This window comes from Enteroscipio rubneri, from assembly GCF_002899715.1.
Taxonomy (GTDB): Bacteria; Actinomycetota; Coriobacteriia; order Coriobacteriales; family Eggerthellaceae; genus Enteroscipio; species Enteroscipio rubneri.
In genome coordinates this window covers 470335-491961 of record NZ_PPEK01000001.1, presented here as the reverse complement: position 1 = coordinate 491961, position 21627 = coordinate 470335, and the positions used below count along the sequence as shown (strand labels likewise).

Annotated in this window: 15 protein-coding genes and 1 riboswitch; of the genes, 1 reads left to right on the top strand and 14 read right to left on the bottom strand. The window is 63.2% G+C overall.

Annotated elements, in window-relative coordinates; translation table 11 throughout:
- Positions 1-82: 82 nt before the first annotated feature.
- From C2L71_RS02040 to C2L71_RS02005, 8 genes are all read right to left on the bottom strand, one after another.
- The gene (locus C2L71_RS02040) at positions 83-3091 is read right to left on the bottom strand and encodes a bifunctional diguanylate cyclase/phosphodiesterase (RefSeq protein WP_239926230.1); all 3009 of its coding nucleotides are present in this window, start codon (positions 3089-3091) and stop codon (positions 83-85) included.
- An 84-nt stretch (positions 3092-3175) separates the two neighbouring features.
- Entirely contained in the window at positions 3176-4651 is a 1476-nt protein-coding gene (locus C2L71_RS02035) for an extracellular solute-binding protein (RefSeq protein WP_239926228.1), read from the bottom strand.
- A gap of 178 nt (positions 4652-4829) precedes the next feature.
- Positions 4830-6056 (bottom strand): lysylphosphatidylglycerol synthase transmembrane domain-containing protein, encoded by a 1227-nt coding sequence (locus C2L71_RS02030; RefSeq protein ID WP_239926226.1) that lies wholly within the window; start codon positions 6054-6056, stop codon positions 4830-4832.
- Between the two features lie 30 nt (positions 6057-6086).
- Positions 6087-7235 carry an ATP-grasp domain-containing protein gene (locus C2L71_RS02025; protein ID WP_103264102.1) on the bottom strand — a complete coding sequence of 383 codons (1149 nt, stop codon included), beginning with the start codon at positions 7233-7235 and terminating at the stop codon, positions 6087-6089.
- A 399-nt stretch (positions 7236-7634) separates the two neighbouring features.
- Entirely contained in the window at positions 7635-8483 is an 849-nt protein-coding gene (locus C2L71_RS02020) for a J domain-containing protein (RefSeq protein ID WP_103264101.1), read from the bottom strand.
- A gap of 155 nt (positions 8484-8638) precedes the next feature.
- The gene (locus C2L71_RS02015) at positions 8639-9817 is read right to left on the bottom strand and encodes a phosphoribosylaminoimidazolecarboxamide formyltransferase (RefSeq protein ID WP_103264100.1); all 1179 of its coding nucleotides are present in this window, start codon (positions 9815-9817) and stop codon (positions 8639-8641) included.
- A 19-nt stretch (positions 9818-9836) separates the two neighbouring features.
- Positions 9837-10472 (bottom strand): IMP cyclohydrolase, encoded by a 636-nt coding sequence (locus tag C2L71_RS02010; protein WP_103264099.1) that lies wholly within the window; start codon positions 10470-10472, stop codon positions 9837-9839.
- Positions 10473-10556: 84 nt separating this feature from the next.
- Positions 10557-10640: riboswitch (ZMP/ZTP riboswitch) on the bottom strand.
- A 179-nt stretch (positions 10641-10819) separates the two neighbouring features.
- Positions 10820-12697 carry an MDR family MFS transporter gene (locus C2L71_RS02005; RefSeq protein ID WP_103264098.1) on the bottom strand — a complete coding sequence of 626 codons (1878 nt, stop codon included), beginning with the start codon at positions 12695-12697 and terminating at the stop codon, positions 10820-10822.
- A gap of 227 nt (positions 12698-12924) precedes the next feature.
- Here C2L71_RS02005 and C2L71_RS02000 point away from each other — a divergent pair, with 227 nt between their 5' ends.
- Positions 12925-13440, top strand: a complete 516-nt coding sequence (locus tag C2L71_RS02000; RefSeq protein ID WP_157938916.1) for a MarR family winged helix-turn-helix transcriptional regulator — start codon at positions 12925-12927, stop codon at positions 13438-13440.
- Positions 13441-13449: 9 nt separating this feature from the next.
- Here C2L71_RS02000 and C2L71_RS01995 read toward each other — a convergent pair whose 3' ends face one another.
- The 6 genes from C2L71_RS01995 to C2L71_RS01970 all read right to left on the bottom strand — a co-directional run bounded on the left by C2L71_RS01995 (position 13450) and on the right by C2L71_RS01970 (position 21548).
- Positions 13450-14439, bottom strand: a complete 990-nt coding sequence (locus tag C2L71_RS01995; RefSeq protein WP_103264096.1) for an XdhC family protein — start codon at positions 14437-14439, stop codon at positions 13450-13452.
- 144 nt (positions 14440-14583) lie between these two features.
- Positions 14584-15201, bottom strand: coding sequence for a phosphoribosylglycinamide formyltransferase (purN, locus tag C2L71_RS01990; RefSeq protein WP_103264095.1), 618 nt, complete (start codon positions 15199-15201; stop codon positions 14584-14586).
- Between the two features lie 343 nt (positions 15202-15544).
- Positions 15545-16690, bottom strand: coding sequence for a phosphoribosylformylglycinamidine cyclo-ligase (gene purM, locus C2L71_RS01985; protein ID WP_103264094.1), 1146 nt, complete (start codon positions 16688-16690; stop codon positions 15545-15547).
- A gap of 120 nt (positions 16691-16810) precedes the next feature.
- Positions 16811-18277 (bottom strand): amidophosphoribosyltransferase, encoded by a 1467-nt coding sequence (gene purF / locus C2L71_RS01980; RefSeq protein ID WP_103264093.1) that lies wholly within the window; start codon positions 18275-18277, stop codon positions 16811-16813.
- A complete protein-coding gene (gene srtB / locus C2L71_RS01975) occupies positions 18274-19149 on the bottom strand; it encodes a class B sortase (RefSeq protein WP_187143224.1) in 876 nt (291 codons plus the stop codon). The genes purF and srtB overlap by 4 nt, the downstream gene beginning before the upstream one ends.
- 626 nt (positions 19150-19775) lie before the next feature.
- Positions 19776-21548 carry a polyphosphate--AMP phosphotransferase gene (locus C2L71_RS01970; RefSeq protein ID WP_103264091.1) on the bottom strand — a complete coding sequence of 591 codons (1773 nt, stop codon included), beginning with the start codon at positions 21546-21548 and terminating at the stop codon, positions 19776-19778.
- Positions 21549-21627 lie beyond the last annotated feature (79 nt).

Sequence of the window (21627 nt, the reverse complement as noted above, 5' to 3'; positions counted from 1 at the left end):
GTTCACCCTCGTCAGTATATCGCGATGGGCGAAGCGGCTGCCCCGACGGAGCCGCAAGTGCTCGCGCAAGGCGCATCCTGTCCTACGAAAGCGAGCGGATGAGGCGTTTGATGTCCTCGGGAATGTCGCGCAACTCCGGGGCCGGACGCGCAAGCAGGTACCCTTGCAGGTAATCAGCACCGAGCGCTATGAGCGCGCGCAGTTCGCCTTCGGTCTCGACGCCTTCGGCAATGACGCGGATCCCGCGATCGTGCGCAAAGCTGATGAGATTTTTGGCGATATCGCAGCGATCCCTGACCGTATCGATATCCCGGACGATCTCCATGTCGAGCTTTACGTAGTCGGCCTGATAATCAAGCAGCGATGTCTCGCCGTTGTAGCCGCTGCCGAAATCATCGATGGCCAGGCGGGCGCCGAAACGATGCGCAAGCGCCTCCTTGTACATGGCCATTTCGCGGCTGTAGTCATTTTCGGTGATCTCGATCACCACGCGCGAGAGCAAACCGTCAAACCGTTCGACCAGCTCAGCTTCGTCATCGGCCGAAAGGCGCTGAGTGGCGATACTGTTGACGAACAGCGTGGCACTGCGGTCTCCCTTGCAGCGCGCATATGCCTCGAGCGCTCCGAAGAACGTCATATGCTCGACGCGGTAGAGCTTCGACTGAGAGCGGGCGAGTGCGAGCACGAGATCGGGTGTCGGTATGGTGTCGAGCAGCGGGCGCATGAGCGCCTCATACGCGGCCACCTCGCCCGCCCGCGCATCCACGATGGGCTGGAAATGGTAGTCAACCAGCTCCTCGTCGAGCAGCCTGTTAAGCTCCTCGCGTCCGTTCACCATGATCGATTGCTTTTCGTAGGTTTGACGATCGAAGGAGATGAGCTCGCCCTTGCGGCTGTTCTTCGCCAAATACATGGCGAAGTCGGCGTACTCGCGCAATTGCACGTACTCGCAAGCGTCGGAGGGGTAGTAGGCAACTCCGGTGGATGCGCGAACCTTGAGCACCTTGCCGTCGGGCGCCTCGAGAAGGCTCGCATCGAGGGCGCGACGGAATTCTCCGAGCAGCGCCTCAGCCTCGTCCCGATCGGCGCACGCGTCCACGAATACGAGGAACTCATCGCCGGATATGCGCGCAAAGCAGCCTTTCCCGCTGAACACAACCTCGACGGCTCGGCCGGCCGCTTTGATGTACTGGTCTCCCCAATCATGGCCATAGGTGTCGTTGATGAACTTGAGGTTATCGAGGTCGAGCATGAGCATGGCACCGAATGAAGGTGGATTCTGATCGAGCAGCTCCTTGACGGACTGTTCGAACGCACGTCTGTTCGCCAACCCGGTAAGAATATCGTGATCGCGCTCGTGCTCTATGCGCCGGCGGGTCTCGATCTCCTGCGTCACGTCCTCTGCGAGGCCGTAGGTCCGCTTCCTCTCGTCGTCGACCACCACAACGAGACGCACCCATGCTGCCCGATGAGGGCCGGAAATAAGATAGCGCCCCTCGGCCTCGGATTCGATATAGGGAACATAACCCCTCATAAGTGTCTCGAACTCTTCAGCCGACGGTGGATTTTCGGCCATGCGGCGCGGGTTGAAACGGGGGCTGTCGGGCGGTTCGAGCACCGCGAGCGTGGAGAAGAAGCCGTCAGTATAGGTGATCGAACCGGTTTCTTGGCTGTACTCAAGCGCTCCAATGCCGCGATCAGACAGCCGCAGTATCTGCGAGAGGCGCGATGCGGACAACGCCACTTCCGCGCCAAGCGCGGCGATGGAATCCGAAAGCTCGTCCACCTCCACGATACCGGTCGGCGTAAAAGAGATGGGCTGTTCGGGCTTCGTTTTGCGCACTTCGGCCATAAGGTGGCGCAGGCGCGACGATGACAGCCATGCCGTGAGCGCGGCCACCGCCAGCCCAATAAGCAGCGAGGCGGCGAACACTTCGATCAGGCTTTTTGCGAGCGAGTGCGAAGCAACGAACAGGTCGTTCTGCCGTTCGAGCCCCACGAGCGCCCAATGCTCCGAGGCAAACGGCGAAGTGCTGTCGTAGAGCATGATCTCGGCGGCGCTCGCCGCGGCACGCATGTCGGGCGACGGATCGGACGGCGCATCGATTACCATACGCTTCTGCTCGTCGAGCAGTGCCGTAAACGAGCCGTCCTCCACGTACAGGCTTTGAGTCGCGCCTGTTGCCGCCAGCACTTCATAGGAACGTTCGACGCTCTCGGCGGGCTCTACCCCGTCATCGCGCGTGAAGCCCTCCTCGTCGGTGACTGTCAGCAGATACGAGCCCTCGCCCTCGGCGTTCAAATTGACATAGGGGAAGAAGGACTCGACGCGATCGAGGCGGACCTCCACGCCCAGCACGCCGACGATGCCGCCCTGCGCGTCCTTGATCGGCAGGCTATAGGTGATCGACGACGTGCCCACCCAGCCAAAGTCCACCGGCCGCCCCCAATAGCCAAGATCATTCACATCGGCATCCGGGTGCTGCTCAGCCGCTCGCAAGGGTTTGTAGTAAAACGCGCTGCGGTCGTCCCCTTCGGCCGCAAGAGGAAACGTAGCCGACCACTGGCTGTCGAGCGCCACCCCCGATTCTCGGCCGATGCTGATAGGGCAGGCGGCCAACAGCAGATCGGAACGATTCGCGACGCTGACCTTCGGGTTCGAGTCGCGCACATACAAGGCCGTGCGCGCATCCTGCCGCCCTTCGGCCTCTCCGTTCGCCAGCACCAAAAACACGCCGTCCACCTCGGCCCGCTGCGCGAACAGCAGCATATCGTCGCTCACGGTGCCAACAAGCGAAATGGCAAGGTCGCCGCCAGCTTTGATGTCAGACGCCGTCGCGCCGCGCGCCGCCAGCTCGACATCGATCTTCGAGGCTATCTGATCGGACGCTTCTTCGAAGTCCGACCAGCGGAAGATCATGTCGTTCTCCAGGTAGCCCGCACTGCTCGCGACGCGCTCCGAGAACAGATCGTAGGCGTCGTCTTCCATTTGGCCGAGCATCTCGCTTCGCGCAAGGACGAACGCGCACACGACGACCTGGATTGCAAGCGCGATGCAGAAGGGCACGACGACAAGGACCTTAAAGGTCAATCCGTGCCGTGAGCCTTCGCCGTGCCGAGAACCCCAGATCATGTCGTCGCCCCGGCCCCTTCCTCGCACAAACGCACCCCTCCGTTAGGCGGTCGTCGCCTTCAAGCGCGCCGTAAGATCCTCCAACCACTCATCGAACACGCGATCCTCCAAAAACGGCGCCGCAGCCTCCTCCGGGCTTGCACCCGCAGCGACGGCGCTCACGACAGCCTCGCGATCGGCTGTCGCCTTGTCGGACAGAGCGCTCTCGAGCACGGCGCGAGCATCCACCCCGCCGTCGAATGGACGGTTCGCATACACGCCTGCTTCAATCGTCTCGAGCGTAGCCGGAAGGTTGATCGAGTAATTCTCAGAACCATCCGAACCGGATGCGGCAGCCTCGAGGTTCTCAAGCGTTAGCGCCTCCTTCGTCACGGGCATGTACCCCGCGCTCACAGAGAAGCCGGTGTTCTGCTCTTTGGCGGTGAACCATTTCAGGAATTCCACGCAGGCCGTCTCACGCTTCTCATCAGACTTCGTCACGACGAACCCTGCACCCTGCTGAGGTGCACACGGCTCCCCATCGGCGAATGTCGGAGCGGGAAGCGCAGCCAACTCGATGGGATAGCTGGTCTCGTCGTCCAACGTGACGGTCTGCGGGAAGTAGACAACCGATGATGACGAGCCCACATAGCAGAGGAGGTCGCCCGTCTTCACGGCATCCGAGCGGAACTTGCCCTCAGCCGAGAACCAGCCCTGCACCATGGGAACGTAGTAGTTGTCCCACAGCGCCTTCATCGTATCACGGTCGATATCGAACGTGCAGACCCCGCCCTCCACATCGAACAGCTCGTGTCCGAGCTGCTTGGAGCCGGTGATCAAATAGTTCGCCATCGCATCTCGACCGAAAAACGGCTTGCCGTCGCCTGCAACATCCGGCGTCTGGGCATCGGTCCACTCGCAGTAGCGCTGCGCCACCTCCGTGATGCCTTCGATCGTCGAAAGCTCCTCGAGCGTGGAGCCCGTCGCATCGGCGAAAACCTGCCAGTCGGTGGCGTTGATCTGAAGCGTCTCGGTGGACTTCGCCACCGGGAATACCTTCAAGGATCCGTTGCCGTCGATATCGCCCTCATCAAGGAAGGACTCGACGTAGAGCGCCTTCTCCTCATCGGTCAGATAACCCGCCAAATCCGCCACGCGGCCGAGGCCGTCAATGACCGACGCGGTGTCTGAATACGAAAGGAAGGCATCGGGCATCGCCTCGGAGCCGACGAGCTCTTGCGCCGAATCGGTCACGGCAGCGGCAAGATCGTTCACACCGCCTTGGCTCGAGCTTGTCACAACAACGCCCAGTTCTTTGCCACGTCCCTCGTTGAACTCCTTGACCAAATCCTCGAACGCCTGCTGCTGCGTGCCGTTGTAATACGTCCACAGCTCTATCTGCACCGGGCTGGATGGATCGAGCGCCGAAGCAGGCTCTGCATCGCTCGATTCGTTCGACCCGGCCGAACAGCCGGTCAACGCCATCAAGCCTGCAAACACGCATGGCACGCATGCGCGCATGATCGTGCGAATCCCCACGTCCCTCACCCACTCTTTCCTGTCGAAGCGGTCCAACCGTACGCACCGCCGTGCATTAACCTGCCCATTGTAGTTCATGATTCCAACCCGCGAACCATGAACTTGCCATTGAGTCGTTCGATGCGATACGAAATCGGTCAAGGACTGTTATATGAGCCTTATGCGACGCCGGGAAACGTCACCGAGCGTGCGGAGCGGCGCTTTTAGACGGATCGGCAACAGAGCTCGCACCGGAATCCGCTTCGGCCGCAGACGGTCGCTGCGCCTCGGGGCCGCCCGCAGCGGCCTGAGGACCGCCCGTTGCGTCCCGAGGTCCTTCGACATGGGCATCGATCTGCTTGGCGGCGGCTACAGTCCCGCTCAGGCGATCCTTGCTCTTCTGATTGCGCGCCGTGCGCTTCGCATCATGGCGGAACGTCTTCGTCGTCTGGATGAGCACTGCCCCAATAAGAAACGGCATCCAGAACACGATGCCCCGGTACACAAGCGCGATCGAAAGTCCTGCGGCGCTCGACGCGCCGAACGAGGTGAACGCCACCACCACGGCCGCCTCGACCACGCCCACACCCTGCGGGGTGATCGAGATCATGGCAAACAGGGTCGCGACAACGTAACCGCAGATGAGAGCCTCGGGGTACGTAACGCCGAAGGCGACGCCCACCAGACAGAAGCAGGCGAGCTCACACGAACTTGCCACGATCGAGCAGCCGAACACCTTGGCCGTCGTCTTCGGATTGTGCCCGATGAGCCCTGCCGCATCCGAGAACGAAGCCACAGCCCGCTCCACCCACGAATCGAGCGGCGGCTTCTTGAAGCGCGCGCGAATACGGTCGACGAGCCGCTCGATCGGTCGCAGTATGCGCAGCACGAGCGCGGGACGCTTCCTGCCGAGCACGAGGATGAGTACCATGACGCTGACCAGGGCTATAACCACCAGTCCAAGCAGAAACCACAGCGGCGATAGACCAACTGTAGCCGCCAGGATGGCGAATCCGATGAGCATGATGGTGGCGAACCCGGAGTCCACGGTTATCTGCATGAGCAACGCCGCCGACGTCGCTTTTCCCGGCGCGATGCCGCGACGGCGAGCGTCGTCTACCACGAGCGTGGTGCCAGCGAGGTTGAGCGAGGGCGCGATGGTGTTCATGAAGAACGTGCCGAACACGAGCGGCAGCGTCGAGCGAGGATCCATATGCTCGTCGACCGCCTCGAATGCGAACGAATAGGCGAAGCTCTGCGCGAAGTACTTGCCCAGCTGCGTGCACAATGCCGCGATAAGCGGGATGGCCGCACCTTTTTTCATCGTCTCCACCAGCTCAACCAGCTGGTCACCGCGCAACAGCACCACCGCTAGCACGATGACGATGACAAGGCCGATCAGCAGATTGCGTATGGAAAGCTTCACGGTCTTCTCCGACCCGTCGCGTCCTCCGCGCTAGCGGAGGAACTCTTCCAGGTCGGAGTGCTGCAGGAACGTCAACTCATCGGCAGTGTCTGCGTCGGTTTCGAGGAAGAGAAAGCCGTAGTTGCCGACACGGTTCAGATCGAACGGACGCATGTCCAGCACGTGCGAGAACCGGCCGAGAAACGCGTCATAGTCGAACCGTTCGCCGCCCGTCGCATTCTGCGGGGGATTCAGCAACGACATGGAGTACACCTTTCCCTCCTTGTCGGCGAACGCTACATCGAAATCGGGTACATCATCCTCGAGAAATGCCTGGTAGGTGCGAAAACCGTAAGCGTACAGGCTCAGATCGGTGCCGCCGAGTCCTGCGAACCGCAGAGGATTGAATTCGATGGGGCACACATGCCCGTCCGCAACGCGCACCTCGACGTGCACCGGGAAGTTGCGAACGCCCACGAGCGCGTTTACGCGGTTGAGCCACGAGGTGAACAGGGAGGTCGTCTCCCGCACGATGGACGGACTTGTCATGTACAGACGATCGCTCGTGTCCTCTGACGAGGCGAAATCGTGGCGCAGCACGTTGAGGACATGAGGAGCGCCTGTTTCATCGAAAAAGGCATCGAGGGCGTATTCGGTGCCGTCGATATAGCCTTCGAGAATGAACGACCCGGCGCCGATGACGCTCTCGGGATACAAGTCGTGCCAGGCGGAGGCGTTCTGAGCGATATCGGCGAGCGCCCGTTCCCAATCCTCCCTGCTCTGCACAGCGTACACGCCCACACTGCAGAATCCGACGGAAGGCTTCAAAACGAACGGCGGATCAAGCCGGGCATAGTCGAGTTTGAACAGTTCGTCCACCGAGCAGGTTTTGAAAAACAGGTCGGGATCGAGCGGTGCCAGTGCCGCACGCATAGCCGCCTTGTCCTTGAACAGTCCGATGCCGCGCACAAGACTCTCGTTGTGAACGTTGTCCATGATCCACGCGAGGGCGTTCTCAGAGTTCGTGTACACGCGCTCGCCCCCGTCGATCCGGCGAACGGCCTCGTCCTCCGCCACGATGTTGAGCGCCCTGCCCTCTCCCTGCTCGCGAGAGACGGCATTATCGAGCACCGGATGCTGTGATTCCTCCAGCCAAGCAGCCAGCGGTTCGGACACGTACGGCTCTTCGAGCACTATCATCGTTTGCCTCCTCCTTCGGGAGCACGGGGTAGGCGGGGCCGCGTTCGTGCGCGACGACGGTTCGCCACAGGCAGTATACCCTTTCACTCGGAAATTCAACGAATTTCCGCGTCTTTCCCGGCGGGTTGTTCCCAACCCGTTTTCCGTGGTAGGCAAACGGCATTGAGCAGAGGTCAGTATAGCACGATCGCACGCGCGGCCGATCTGAGGCGATGCGCTCACCGGCCAGCAGAAGGCCGGACGTAACAAGCGGGCGCGAACGCAAGCGACGAAGGCGCAGCGGAGGCGCAAGAAACCGCCGCAAACATGGATTCGCCCAGTGCGGGTGCAACGGGACGCGAGCGCGCATTCGAAAGCGGCGCATGTGAAGCAGCACGCACGCCTTTTCAGCGAGATCTGCTATCGAATGGCCGAGCGGGCCGTCCGATAGGAGCGCACGAGATCGCGTAGATTCGACGCATCGAACAGCACGGCCACGAGGAAGAACACGGCCAAGCCGATGGTGACGGCCCCCTGACGCGGCGCGATGAGGAACACGAACGGCATCGCAAACAGAGCAATAGGCAGCAGCAGCCCGATGAGGCATGAACCGAACCGCTTCCACAGACCGTAGACAAACGATGCGACCACGTACAGGAACAACCCTGTTGCCGCCGAACCGACAAGCGCGAGCACGACGAGGGCCGCCGCCTTCGCCACGACGATGCCGACCTCGCGCCCGAGGGCGGTTCGCGCCTCATCGAGCCGCTCCTGTGGCGTCTTCTGCTGCTCGCGCGCAGCTCGGAAAGGCGCGAACGGGTCGAACGGGTCGAAGTCGAACGGCATGTTGCCCGGGGTTCCGCCGTCCGCCGTCCGACTGCCGTCCCACGAGGTCCACACATAAGCGGTACGGCCCCCTTGGGAAGAGGTCGGCTGCCCTTGGCCGAACGGCCAGTCGGCAAACGGATCCCATCCGTCCCGAGGCGCACCGGGCTGTGGCGCGGCGGTCGGATGCGCGAACGGATTGCCCGCATAGGGCCGCGGGTCGCGGCGCGGATCGAACTCAGGCGTCCATGAGCGGTTGAGCAGCACATCGCGCGCTTCGTTGATGCGCTTGGTCAACTCCTCGGCATCGGCGCGCTCCTTTGATTCAAGAGGGAACTTGTCGGGATGATGCGCGATCACCAGCTTGCGATGGGCCTGCTTGACCTCGTCGTCGGTTGCGCCGTCGACTAGCCCGAGAATTTTGAGCGCTTCGGATTTCTTCATGGGGCCACTATACAAAACGGCAACGGGGTGACGGAAGGCAGGACAGGCGCGTTGCCTTCCCGTCAAAGAACAACCATAAACCTCTCCGCCGGAGCCCCGACTGCCAAAGGCGCAAGGGGCTCCGGCGAACGCGGGCTCCTGCACCCGCAAGCAGCCTAGTGGTGGAACAGCCTCATGCCCGTGAAGGCCATGGCAATGCCGTACTTGTTCGCCGCCTCGATCACGTTGTCATCGCGGATGGAGCCGCCCGGCTCGACGATGTAGGCCGCGCCCGACTTGCGCGCGCGTTCCACGTTATCACCGAACGGAAAGAACGCGTCGGATCCCACCGTCACGTCCTCCAACGTGGCAGCCCATTCCTTCTTCTCCGCAGCGGTCAGTGGCTCGGGCTTCACGGCGAACACCCGCTGCCATTCTCCCTCGCGCAGCACGTCCTCCCACTCGTCGGAGGTGTACACGTCGATGGCGTTGTCGCGATCGGGCCGGCGAATGCCGTCGACGAACTGCAGGCCGAGCACCTTCGGATGCTGGCGCAGCCACCAATTGTCGGCCTTGTTCCCCGCCAGGCGCGTGCAGTGGATGCGACTCTGCTGCCCGGCGCCCACGCCGATGGCCTGGCCGTCCTTCACATAGCACACGGAGTTAGACTGCGTGTACTTCAGCGTGATGAGCGCCACCATCATGTCGATCTTGGCGGATGCGGGCACGTCCTTGTTTTCGGTCACCACATTCTCCAGCAGCGCTTCGTTGATCTCGAAGTTGTTGCGACCTTGTTCGAAGGTGATGCCGAACACGTCCTTGCGCTCGGCTTCGACGGGAACGTAGTCCGCATCGATGCGCACGACATTGTACTTGCCGCCCTTCTTGGTCCTGAGAATCTCGAGCGCCTCGTCGGTATAGCCGGGGGCAATGATGCCGTCGGACACCTCCGTCTTCAGGTAACGGGCCACGTCGGCGTCGCACACCTCGCTCAAGGCCGCCCAATCGCCGTACGAGCACAAACGGTCGGCGCCGCGCGCGCGAATGTAGGCGCAGGCGATGGGACTGAGGTCGCCCCTTTCGTCCACGAAGTACACCTGCCGCTCGACATCAGAGAGCGGCCGACCCACCGCCGCACCCGCCGGCGACACGTGCTTGAATGATGCAGCCGACGGCAAACCCGTGGCCTGCGCGAGCTCGCGCACCAGCTGCCAGGAGTTGAAGGCATCCAGAAAGTTGATGTAGCCTGGCTTGCCGTTCAGCACCTCGATGGGCAGATCGGAACCATCCTTCATGAATATGCGCGAGGGCTTCTGGTTGGGATTGCAGCCGTACTTCAATTCCAGCTCGTTCATAGGGTTTGCGTCTCCTTCGTTAGTCGCCGAGGTTCTTGTTGTACAAGGTCACGCTACCTGCCACGTTGGCATACAGCGACACCTTGTTGTCTGGGTCAAGCGCGCGCCATATCGCGTCGGGTTCGGGGAGAACCACTTCCACCGGCTCGCCTGCGAAGGTGGGAAGGGGATCGCCGTCGCCCTGGTACGTACTGATGAAGTAGCCTGTACCCTCGTCGCAGCCCTCGTAGGCGAAGAACTCGCGCAGGCAGCGGCCCGATGGCTGGTGCTTCAGGATGGAGAGCTCGAACGAGCCGTCCGCGTAGACGATCGACGAGATCCGCGGCGTGAAGTTGGGCGCGTCCGGCTCGAATTCGCGCGCCATGCAGCCGGCGCGGAAATCGCCGGCATCCACGATGGTGTCGGTCTGATCGCCGTTGGTGACCACGAGCGCATCGCCCATTGCGCGCACCGGGTGGTAGATGATGAGGCTGGGATCCTCCAGCAGGGCCGGGTCGTGGGCTTCGGTGCGGATGCCGTCGTCCGTTTCCACGAAGATGCGGTTGCGGCTGTTCCGGCTGCGGCCCATGATGAAATAGTATACGCGGTCCTTGCCGACCACGATGCCCCGTCCGGGGTACGGGTTGCCTTCCAACAGTTCGATGAGTTTGTGCATCAGCTCTCCTTGTCTTTCGCGTTCGCCAGCCGTCCGCTCCGTCCGCCGCCCATGCATGAAAAAAGGCAAGCTGCTCCTATTCGAACGGCTTGCCCAGACGGTCGGCTTGTATGTGCGCGCCGCTTCCCCGTGGTGCCCCACGTTAGCCCGTCAGTCACGACGCGTCTCTCTGTTGCGCAGAATACCATGACAGCCGCCTGCCCGAGAAGGGCGGTTCGGAATAATCCCGACACCGGACACGATTCCCGCATTCGCGCGACGCTCGTAGCTTCATCGGCTACCGCAATGCCCGCGACGCCTGCGGCTTGCGCGCGACACGATGCCGATCCGCAGGCGGATCCCCCCCCTTACGAGAGACCCTCGACCACGTTCCGGACGATGTTGCGACGGCTGAGCGCCCCGACCAGCCTGCCGCCGTCCACCACGGGCACCTTCTTGATGCGACGCTCAGCCAGCACGCGGCAGGCTTCGCCCAAGTCCATCGAGCTTTCGACCGTGACGACGCGCTTGGTGGCAAGCTCCATCACGTTCTTGTCGAGCAGCGACGCCAGGCGCGACTGGAGCTTCTCGTCGTCGACGAAGCGGTACATGAACAGCGCCGTGTCCACACTTCTATCGTCTTTTCCCAGGTAGTTCATGATATCTCCGTCGGAGATAAAGCCGACCACGCGCTGGCGGGCGTCCACCACGGGCAGCCCGCTCGTATCAGCCTTCGCGATTTCAAGCAGCGCCTCGCGGACGGAAGCCGTCTGGGAAATCCAGCTTGCGTCGCGATTCATCGCAGCTTTCACCAGAATCGCATCATCGTCTTGGGCCGCAACGGCTTGAGGCGCCGCTTTCGCGGGCGCGCTCCGCTTGTCGCGCACGAACGCCAGCACCACCAGCAGCAAGCAGACGGCCAGAACCATGACGACGGCGAACGACAGGTGATAGCCCGCGTACAGCTGCTCGGCCGCGCCCGCCTGCGGGGCCACGACGGAGCCCATGGCCGACACCGATATGAGCAGTGCCGTGCCGAACGAAGCCGCCACCTGGTTCAACGTGTTGGAAAGCGCGTTCGCATGCTGGATGACGCGGTTGTCGAGCGAATTGATGCCCCAGGTGTTGAGCGGGGTCATAGACGCCTGCAAGCCCAAGATGAGCACGGCGTTCGCGCCCGCGATGAACAGCACGCCCGCGGCGGCCGGCAGAAGGAACAGACATACCGCGCCCGCCAGCATCACCAAGCTGCCGCCTACCACCACGCCGCGAACGCCGCGCTTGTCGAAGATGCGCCCGGCGAACATCGACATCACCGCGCCGAGCAGCGCGCCCGGCAGCACGATAAAGCCGCTGACGGTGGCGGAATAGCCGCACACGTTCTGGATGAATAGCGGCAGGGCCGACGAAAGGCCGATAAGCACGGCTTGCAGCGTCACGATGCAGATGACGGCGATGCGGTATCGCACGGTCCCCAACACGCCCACCTGCAGCATGGGGTTGTCGAGCTTCGTCTGACGACGGACGAACAGCGCCAGCACCGCCGCACCGGCCACGATCAACGCCGCCGGGACGGCAAGGTTGCCAGCCGACGAGAACGACGACAGGCCGTAGAGCAAGCACACCAGGCCCACCGAGCTCATCAGCACCGACGGCACATCGAGTGTCGTGCGCTCGAAGTCGCCGTAGTTCTCCAGCGCGAATACGCCTAGCACCAGCACGACCACGGCCAGCACCGTCACGATCATGAACAGCACATGCCAGCCCACAGAGTCCACCAGCAAGCCCGAAACTGCAGGCCCTATGGCAGGCGCGAAGCCGATCAACAGGCCGATCAGGCCCATGGCGACGCCGCGCTTCTCGCGCGGGAACAGCAGAATGATCACGGTGAACACCATGGGCATGACCACGCCTGTGCCCGCGGCCTGTAGGATGCGACCCGCCATGACCACGACGAAGTCCGGGCCCCAGGCAGCCAGCGCGCTACCCGCGGCGAACAGCGCGAAACTCGTGATAAACAGTTTGCGGGTGGAGAATCGCCCGATCAAGTACGCCGACAGCGGGATGATGATGGCTTCCACCAACGAATAGCCCGACATCAGCCATTGCGCCGTGGGCGCCGAAATGCCGAAATCGGCCATGATGGACGGAATCGCAGGCGACAGCAGCGTCTGGTTCAAGACGGCAAGAAACGTACCGCCCAACATCACCGCCACCATGACCGCTTGTTTTCTTGTAAGACCCATGAAGTGCGCTCTCCCTCCGTCCGGCCGCCCGACCGGATACGGTTTCCGATACAGAAAGGCTGCCTGGTTTGGCAGCCTTCGATAGTTCGGCAATGCTTGCAATGTGTTTCTCGGCTGTTGCAAGCAACCTGTCTCTATCCGTGCTATACTTGATATAAATCAAATATTGATGTTCCGCTATTATAGTAGACATCTTCGATATGGCAACGGCCACGGAGGAAAATTCCATGATTGCTTCGAAGCGCGGTTCAAGGGATTCGAGAGACGATGGCAGCGACACCCTCACCCAGCGCGAGGAACACGGGGAGATCATCGGCGCCTTCTTCGCGTATCAAGGACTCATAAAGCATACGCTGTTTTCCGGACAAGCGGATCTCACCAAGTCGCAAATCATGATCATGTGCACCATCAACGAGCTGGGGGCCGCCAACATGGGCGAGCTGGCCCAGCGCATCGCCGTTTCACGAGAGCAGGCAACCCGGGCGGTGCAGCCTCTGGTGAAAGCCGGATATGTGGAGCGCCGCCATAACGAGGAGAATCGCCGCACCGTCACCGTGTCGCTCACCTGTGCGGGAACCCGACTGTTGCTCGACTACTTCGATTTCGTCGACCAGCGCATTTCCCAGGAACTGCAAGCGCTCACCGACCAAGAGCGGCGGCAGCTGGTCGAAACGTCACGCCGCGCCAACGATCTGCTCTGCAAGGCGATGAGCTGCGGAAAATACTCCGAAGCAGCCGGGTGACCCCGATTCCTACCGGCCCAGGCTTTTCTCGTGGCGCTCGCGCGCTTCCTCGCCGTAGCGCTCGCGGTAGCGCACGTCCACCAGCTCGGCGACGATGGCGATGGCCAGCTCGGCGGGCGTCTTCGCGCCGAACTCGAGGCCGATGGGGCGCTTCACGCGCTGCCAGTCCTCCTCGGTGCCGCCCTTGGCCAGCACAAGGCCGTGCACGGTATCGTTCTTGCCTTTGCAGCCCATCATGCCCACATAGTGCGCGCGATGCCTGGTTGCCCACACGCAGCCCTCGGGGTCGAACATGTGGCCGCGCGTGAGCACGCACACGTAGTCCTCCGGCGCGCAGGCGAGCCCGGCCAGCCCGTCGAAGGTGCCGCCGGGCAGCACGATGCGGCGCGCCCGCGGAAAGCGTGCCTCGCTCAGATAGGCGGGATCGTAGTCCACCACAGTGACCGAGAAGCCCACGTGGTCGGCAAGCGCCGCCACTTCGCTCGCGGCGTCCGACGCGCCGAGCAGCCACACCTGCACCTGGTCGAACAACGGCACGGAGAGCCAGGTAAGGCCCTCGAACTGCTCGTTATGCATCGAGGGACCGCGCGTGGCGTCCTTCATCTGGAACGTATCGCGCGGGCTGAACGGGCGCGAGGCCACGATTTCCTTGGCGTCGTTGCAGAAGAACACGAGCGGCTCGCCATCGGCAGAGCCCACGTCGCCGTACTTCTTCGTCACCTCGTTGTCGGTGTTGGCCTGGGCCTCGGCAGCGTCGTAGACCACCTTGAAGCCAAGCCAGGCGAGGTCGCCCTCCTCCATCGCGCGCAGAGCGCGCTCGAACGTGGGGGCATCGGCTGCAGTCAAGCTCGCGGCAACCACGTCAAGGTACGACGGGTCCACATGCTGGTTGCCCTCGAGCGCCTCGGCCGAGAAGCACGGGAAATCCTCGGGCGAGAGCCGGGGCGTACGCCCCGCCCGCAGGTCGTCGACAATGATTTGCAGCGTTTCCTTGTTCATGAGCAGGGCTCCTTACGATCGACAAACACGATTGCAAGCTGCGCGCTGGACACGGCCGAATACCGCATGCCCCTCCCCGCGCGCCGGAAGAGGGGACCTACACGTCAGACGCGCATTCGCACGACCGGACAGGGAAAGCGAACGTCAGGCAGGGGCGATATGCACTTTGCGGTCCTCACCCACGCTCACGCGGCCCTCGGCCACGAGGCGCAGCACCTCGGGGTACAGCGCGTGCTCGGCATCGTGGATGCGCGCCTCGAGGGACTCAAGCGTGTCGTCCTCGCGCACCTCCACGGCGCGCTGCGCCACGATGGGGCCCTTGTCGTAGTCCTCGTTCGCGAAGTGGACCGTGATGCCCGTCACCTTCACGCCCGCATCGAAGGCTTCGCGAATAGCATGCGCACCCTTGAACGAGGGCAGCAACGCCGGATGCAGATTGAGCACCCGGTTCGGGAACGCGCCCAGCATGACCGGCGTGACCTTGCGCATGTAACCCGCCATGACCACGTATTCCGTCCCCGCCTCGCGCAGTTCAGCCACGATGCACGCGTCGGCCGCCTCCGGGTCGGCGTACACGTCGCGGTTGAGCACGGTCACGGGAATGCCCGCCGCCTTCGCGCGCTCGATGCCGTAAGCGTCCGGCCGCGACGATACTGCCCGCACGACCTCCACCGGCAGTCCGTCGTCCGCAATCGCGTCGATAATGGCCTGCAGGTTCGTGCCGCCGCCGGAAAGCAGCACCCCGATCTTAAGCTTCTCCATGCTCATCTCCTTCGCTTCGACCCGCCCCCTCACCTCATTCGGGCAGACTGCCGAGCCTAGGTTCTGCCGCGTTCGGAAGGCTGTCAGGCCCAAGCTCCACCACGGCTTCTAAGAGGAGCCGATCGATCCCCGTTAACGCCCATAGACCGAAGGTGGCAGAAAATCATCGAATTCGGAAGAATCGCTTGGCCTCAGCGTAAAGTCCCTCGAAACGACCTGGCCTTTTGCGAAAAGTCCTCCTCGATCCTCGCCGTGAGACGGCTCAAGACTTCCGATGGTTTCATGCCGCATCGGCGCGGAGGGCGCCTGTACGGAATCTCCGAACCGTTGCCCTCTTTGGGCCTTACTCCTCGTACCCGTACAGCGCGCCGTCGTTCGCGTAGCGGACCTTGCCCTCGCCGGCCACGATGCGGCCCACGCGGTACGTGGCCTCGCCGGCCTTGGCCAGGGCAGCCTCCACCTCGCCGGCGCGCTCGGGGTCGACGATCAAGACCATGCCGAGACCCATGTTAAACGTCTTGAGCGCCTCGGCCTCGTCGAGATGCGCCGCATCGCACACGAACGACGCGATGGCAGGCACCGGCCACGTGCCCAGGTCCACCTCGGCGTCGCAGGTCTTCGGCAGCGCGCGGTCGAGGTTCTCGGAAATGCCGCCGCCCGTGATGTGCGCAAGTGCGCGCACGGCGCCGGGGCACGCGTCCAGCACGGCACGCACGGGCTTCACGTAGATGCGCGTGGGCACCAGAAGCGCGTCCTGCAGGCTGGCGCCGCCCAGCTCCTCGCGCTCGATGCGCAGCTCGTAGTGGGTCTTGCCCTCCACGCACACCTTGCGCGCCAGCGAGTAGCCGTTGGAGTGCAGGCCGCTCGACGCCAGGCCGATCAGCACGTCGCCCTCGCGCACAGCCGTCGGATCGAGCATCTTGGCGCGATCCACCACGCCCACGCAGAAGCCGGACAGGTCGTAGTCGTCCGGATCCATCACGCCAGGGTGCTCGGCCATCTCGCCGCCGATGAGCGCGCAGCCGGCCTGCTTGCAGCCCTCGCCGATGCCCGCCACGATCTCGGCCACGTTCTCGGCCTTGAGCTTACCGATGGCCACGTAGTCCAGGAAGAACAGCGGCTCGGCGCCCGTGGCCAGGATGTCGTTCGCGCACATGGCCACGAGGTCGATGCCCACCGTGTCGTGCTTGCCGGCCAGCTGGGCCACCTTGAGCTTCGTGCCCACGCCGTCGGTTCCGCTCACCAGCAGCGGGTCGTCCATGTCCTTGGCCGCTGCGATGGAGAACAGTCCGCCGAAACCGCCGATGTCGCCCACCACCTCGGGCCGGTACGTGTCGTGCACGACGCCCTTGATGGCGTCCACGGCACGCGCGCCCTCGGCCGTGTCTACGCCCGCCTGCGCGTAGGTCGTGGCCTCCTCGTCCATCCAGCTGGGCATCGCGGGAGCATCGTCTGCATCGGCCGGGCTCACGGTTATTCTTTCGGTCATTCTTGCTCCTTGCATCCTGGGCTGGCGTGCTGCCGCCCCCTTCATTCGCTCGGCTACCCAAAAACGAGTGCCGTCTTTTCCACAGTGTCCATGTATGCGCAACGCACTTGGCACACCTTATCAGGCATCCTCGCTCGCGTCACGCCTCATCGTCGCACCACTCTTGCGAGCCGCCGCCTCGGGAACGGCCACCGGATAGTCCCCGGTAAAGCAGGCATCGCAGAACCCCTGGCACCGCGCGTCGGGCACGGCGGCTCGCAGACCCGCGAGCGAGATGAACGCGAGCGTATCCGAGCCGATCCACGCGTTCATCTCGTCAAGCGTCATGTTCGCCGCGATAAGCTGGTCGCGCGTGTCGGTGTCGATGCCGTAGAAGCACGGCCACCTGACCTCCGGGCTCACAATGCGCAGGTGCACCTCCGCCGCCCCCGCGTCGCGCAGCATCTGCACGAGCTTCTTGGAAGTGTTGCCGCGCACGATGCTGTCGTCGATGACCACGAGGCGCTGCCCCTCGATCACCGAGCGCAGCGGGTTCAGCTTCAGGCGAATGCCCAGCTGCCGCATGGCCTGGGTGGGCTCGATGAACGTGCGGCCCACGTAGCGGTTCTTCACGATGCCGTCGGCATACGGGATGCCGCTCTCGGCCGCGAACCCGAGGGCCGGCGGCACGCCCGAGTCGGGCACGCCCAGCACGAGGTCGGCCTCCACGGGCGCCTCCTGCGCCAGGATGCGCCCCATGCTGCGGCGGGCCTGGTACACGCTCTGCCCGTCGATCACGCTGTCGGGGCGGGCGAAGTACACGTACTCGAAGATGCACGCGGCCGGCCTGCCTGCGGGAACGCCCTGCTCAGCGTGCATGCCGTCCTCGTTGAAACGCACGATCTCGCCCGGGGCGACGTCGCGCACGTAGCGCGCGCCCACGATGTCCAGCCCGCACGTCTCGCTGGACACCACCCAGCCGCGGCCGTCCGGCAGCTCGCCGATGCACAGCGGGCGGATGCCGTTCGGGTCGCGGAACGCGTAGAGCGAGTCGGGGCTGGCCAGCACCATGGCGTAGGCGCCCGACAGATCCTCCATGGCGCGGCGGATGCCGTTGCGCAGGTGGTGCGTGGCCCGCGTCACCTGGCCGATAACCTTCGCGGCCACTTCGCTGTCGGTGTTCGAGCGGAACTGCACGCCCTCGTCCACGAGGCGGGCGCGCAGGCGGCTCGTGTTCACAAGCGTGCCGTTGTGCGCCAGCGCAATGAGCACGTCGTCGATAGCCGAGATGTGCGGCTGGGCAGCCTCCCACGACGCGGCACCGCCACTCGTGGAGTAACGGGCATGGCCCACGGCCACAAAGCCCTCGAGCGCCGCGAGGGTAGCCTCGTCGAACACCTGCGTCACCAGGCCCAGGTCCTTCGCCGCCATCACGGTCTCGCCGTCGCCCACGGCGATGCCGGCGCTCTCCTGCCCGCGGTGCTGCAGCGCCTGCAGCCCGAAGCAGGCCATGCGGGCAACGTCCTCGCCGGGGGCGAACACGCCGAACACGGCACACTCCTCTTCCGGGCGGTCGGGACGCCCACCTGGTAGCACCGATCCGCTCACGAAGTCGCCTCCTTCGACGCGCCGTCGACGGCTGCAGGGTCGTCAGGGTCGACAGGAGCTGCGCCCCCATCTGCGGAAGCAGCGAACGTACTCTCTACAACGGATGCGAACAGCACGTAGCGCCCGTCAGTGGGAAGGCTGTCGCATGTGGAGAATGCGAAGGTCTTCGTCGTGTCAGAGGCAGCTGGAATGTCAGAGGCCAGGACCACCGACCGGTCCATCTTGTCCTGGACGTACGACACGCGCTCTTCCTCGCTCGAAAACGTCATTTGAGCGAGCGGATCGTCGGCCGCGCAATGCACGAGCGAAAACGTCCGCAGACGGTAGTTTCCCTGTGGCGTGAGGATGTACACGGTGCGAAGCTCGTCGAAACGCGCTTGGTCGGTCATGCCGGTGATGGAGGCGAACATGGAGCCGTCGCGCATGTTGTGGCCGTAGACGAGGTTGTTCGGATCGGAGAAATCGCCCTCGTTCTCAGCCGCGAGGAAGATGGCGCCGTGCTTGGCAAGAAAGCCCTCGGTCCCTTTGAAGTCGTGCGTAAGATAGTATTCGTTGTCGGCCGTATGCACGATGGGATAGTTTATCTCCGAACCGGGCACGAACACCCAACCCACAATATCAGGATTAATCGCGCGCAATGCATCCCAGTCGACGGAAAAATCAGCCAGACTCGCGCCTTCGATGTCGTCGGGCGCCGTGAACTCCTGTTCGGCTAGTTCTTCATAGGAGCTTTGCCCCTGCCAGTAGCTGAAGATAAGAGCGCCAAGCGATGCAAGCGACGCCACGAGCACAACGAGCGCAATCCAGAATACGACACGCCACGGACCGCCCTTCTTACGAGGCGCTCCCGAGGAATGCCGGCTTGCGCCCATTCCCCTCCTACTGCCCGGCTGCACTGCGCGGAATGCTCCCTGCGGTGATTCTGCGGCCCGATGCGCCCCCTGGCGAGCGACGGGCCGCGTCGCGCTTTGTCGGCCCGCTGCAGAACGACTCGCACCGGCTCCGCCTGCCACATGCCCAGGCTTCGCAGGACCAGCCGCAGGCCGCACGCTGCGCGGCGCCGGGGCGCCGGCTCTCGCGTCAGAACGATCCCGCGCCGGACGTTCACGCCGGGGAGGATCGGGATGCTGTCGAGATTCGACCATATCCACCTTTCGAACGATCGTCGTGGAAGGGATGCCGCGAGACGTTCCTTGCCTCTGCAGGCTCACCTTGCCGGATCGGTATCATAATAAACAAACGCCCCCGGAAAGGGGGCGTAATGCAAACAAAAGCGCAATTATCGCGACCGACAGGGCCCGTACGCCTACTTCTTCATCTCGTCGATGAATCCCTTCGCAATGAACGCGATGATGATGAGCACGATGACGGCCACGATAATCCAGATGGCCTCCATGGGAACATCGAATCCAAATATCGACATGCTGATTACCCCTTTTTGTTCAAGCGCTCGAAAGCGCACGGTCGCTCAAGTGTTGCAGCCCATAGTAACGCGATCTCAGTTTTCGCGCAAGCGCGCTTCTAGGGCCTCGTTGATTATTTTGAGCGCTTTGACCCGCGCATGACGCTTGTCATCGCTTTCGAGCACGATCCAGGGGGCGAACGGTGTGGATGTAAGGCGGAACATATCCTCTACTGCGGCTTTGTACTGGGGATACTTATCGCGGTTGCGCCAATCCTCATCGGTTATCTTCCACTGCTTGGCCGGATCGTTCTGTCGATCATGGAAACGCTGCAGCTGCTCCTCAGGACTCACGTCCACCCAGAACTTCAAGAGGATGGCTCCCCAACGCACAAGTTCAAGCTCGAACTCGTTTATCTCGTCGTAGGCGCGCGCCCATTCGGAAGGCGCAGCAAAACCCTCCACGCGTTCAACCAGCACGCGCCCATACCAGCTGCGATCGTATATGCCCACGTGCCCCGCCTTTGGCAGGCGTGTCCAATAGCGCCACAGGTGGGGGTGCATGAGCTCGGGCTTTGTAGGCGCGGGACTCGGGAAGATCGTGTAGGCGCGCGCATCGAGCGCCTGCGCCACGCGCTTGATGCTGCCGCCTTTGCCAGCAGCGTCCCAGCCCTCGTACATGATCATAAGAGGAATGCGCTTCTGGTACATCTCCATCTCAAGCCGGTTCAGCCGCTTTTGCTCTCGTTTAAGTGCGACCTTGTACGCATCGGGATCGAGGATAAGGGAGTGGTCCACCTCGTCGAGCCGAGGAGGCTTCTCGATCAGGCGGAACTTCGAGGCGCGCGGAGCGCGGGCGCTCGCCTCGGCGGCTTCGCGCTCGGCCTCTTTCCGAATGCGCGCCTCTTCCTCGGACGGACGGCCAAACAGCGGCGCTTCCTCGATCGCGCCCGAGGAGTTCGCCTGCGCCTTGGCCGCAGCCGCGGAGGCATCCTCGTCGGGTTGGGCCGAGAGCGCTTTCTCCAATTCCAGCACCAAGGTTTCAGCGATCTCGAGATTGGCGCGGCGCTTGTCTTCGCCATTGAGCAGATGCCAAGGGGCGTACGAGAAGTCGCTGCCCTCCAACAGGTTGTCGTAGAGCCGATAGGCCTGGGCGTAGTTGCGCGCACTCGCAAGCTTCTCTTTGCTGACGCGCCAGCGCGTCGCCGGATCGTTGCGCAAGCGCAAAAGACGCTTCTCCTGGGCTTCCTGCGTCACATGGACGAAGAACTTCACCACCAGGTACCCGTCGTCGACAAGCTGCTGCTCGAAATCCGCAACGGATGTGAGATAGCGACGCAGCGCGTCGCTTTGCCGTTCATCGCGCGCCTGGGCGACGAGCGCCGCCGGTCCCTTCTTCTCGCGCTTGTCCTTCCGGGTGTCGTCCGCGCCCTTATGCTTCTCGCGTACCTCGTCGAGGGACAGGTCCCCGAATTCGGTGTAGAGCATGTGCTGCGTCGCGGCCGTGTACCAGCCGCGATCGTAGAATGTGATGTTGCCCCGCGGACCGAGTTCCTCCCAGAACTTCTGCATGACCGGATAAAAGCCCGTCACGCCGTAGGGTGCGCCGGCGAACGTGCGGGCCGCTTCGATATCGAGATCCTCCGTCACGGCCACGGACGTCGCACGCGCATCGAGATTGAACATGAGGTCGGAGATGCGGCTGCCCTTGCCGGCGCCGTTCCAGCCCTCGAACAAGACAACGAGACCCACGCCCTGCTGCCGCGCCTGCTGCTGCAGAACCACGAGCTGCTCCATGAGCTTGTCGCGACGAACCTTGTACTCCTCTTTCGGCAACGGTTCCAGCGAGAAATCCACGGTTTCCAGCATGGGTCGGTCTCCCCTCTTCCGAGATCAAGACCCCATCATAGCACAGCCTTGCGGGCCTCCTGCACGTAGATGCTTGAGG

Excerpts from the sequence above, each read along its gene's own strand:
- C2L71_RS02025 (WP_103264102.1), bottom strand. The coding sequence starts at position 7,235 with ATGATAGTGCTCGAAGAGCCGTACGTGTCCGAACCGCTGGCTGCTTGG.
- C2L71_RS02020 (WP_103264101.1), bottom strand. The coding sequence starts at position 8,483 with ATGAAGAAATCCGAAGCGCTCAAAATTCTCGGGCTAGTCGACGGCGCA.
- C2L71_RS02015 (WP_103264100.1), bottom strand. The coding sequence starts at position 9,817 with ATGAACGAGCTGGAATTGAAGTACGGCTGCAATCCCAACCAGAAGCCC.
- C2L71_RS02010 (WP_103264099.1), bottom strand. The coding sequence starts at position 10,472 with ATGCACAAACTCATCGAACTGTTGGAAGGCAACCCGTACCCCGGACGG.
- C2L71_RS02005 (WP_103264098.1), bottom strand. The coding sequence starts at position 12,697 with ATGGGTCTTACAAGAAAACAAGCGGTCATGGTGGCGGTGATGTTGGGC.
- C2L71_RS02000 (WP_157938916.1), top strand. The coding sequence starts at position 12,925 with ATGATTGCTTCGAAGCGCGGTTCAAGGGATTCGAGAGACGATGGCAGC.
- C2L71_RS01995 (WP_103264096.1), bottom strand. The coding sequence starts at position 14,439 with ATGAACAAGGAAACGCTGCAAATCATTGTCGACGACCTGCGGGCGGGG.
- purN (WP_103264095.1), bottom strand. The coding sequence starts at position 15,201 with ATGGAGAAGCTTAAGATCGGGGTGCTGCTTTCCGGCGGCGGCACGAAC.
- purM (WP_103264094.1), bottom strand. The coding sequence starts at position 16,690 with ATGACCGAAAGAATAACCGTGAGCCCGGCCGATGCAGACGATGCTCCC.
- srtB (WP_187143224.1), bottom strand. The coding sequence starts at position 19,149 with ATGGGCGCAAGCCGGCATTCCTCGGGAGCGCCTCGTAAGAAGGGCGGT.
- C2L71_RS01970 (WP_103264091.1), bottom strand. The coding sequence starts at position 21,548 with ATGCTGGAAACCGTGGATTTCTCGCTGGAACCGTTGCCGAAAGAGGAG.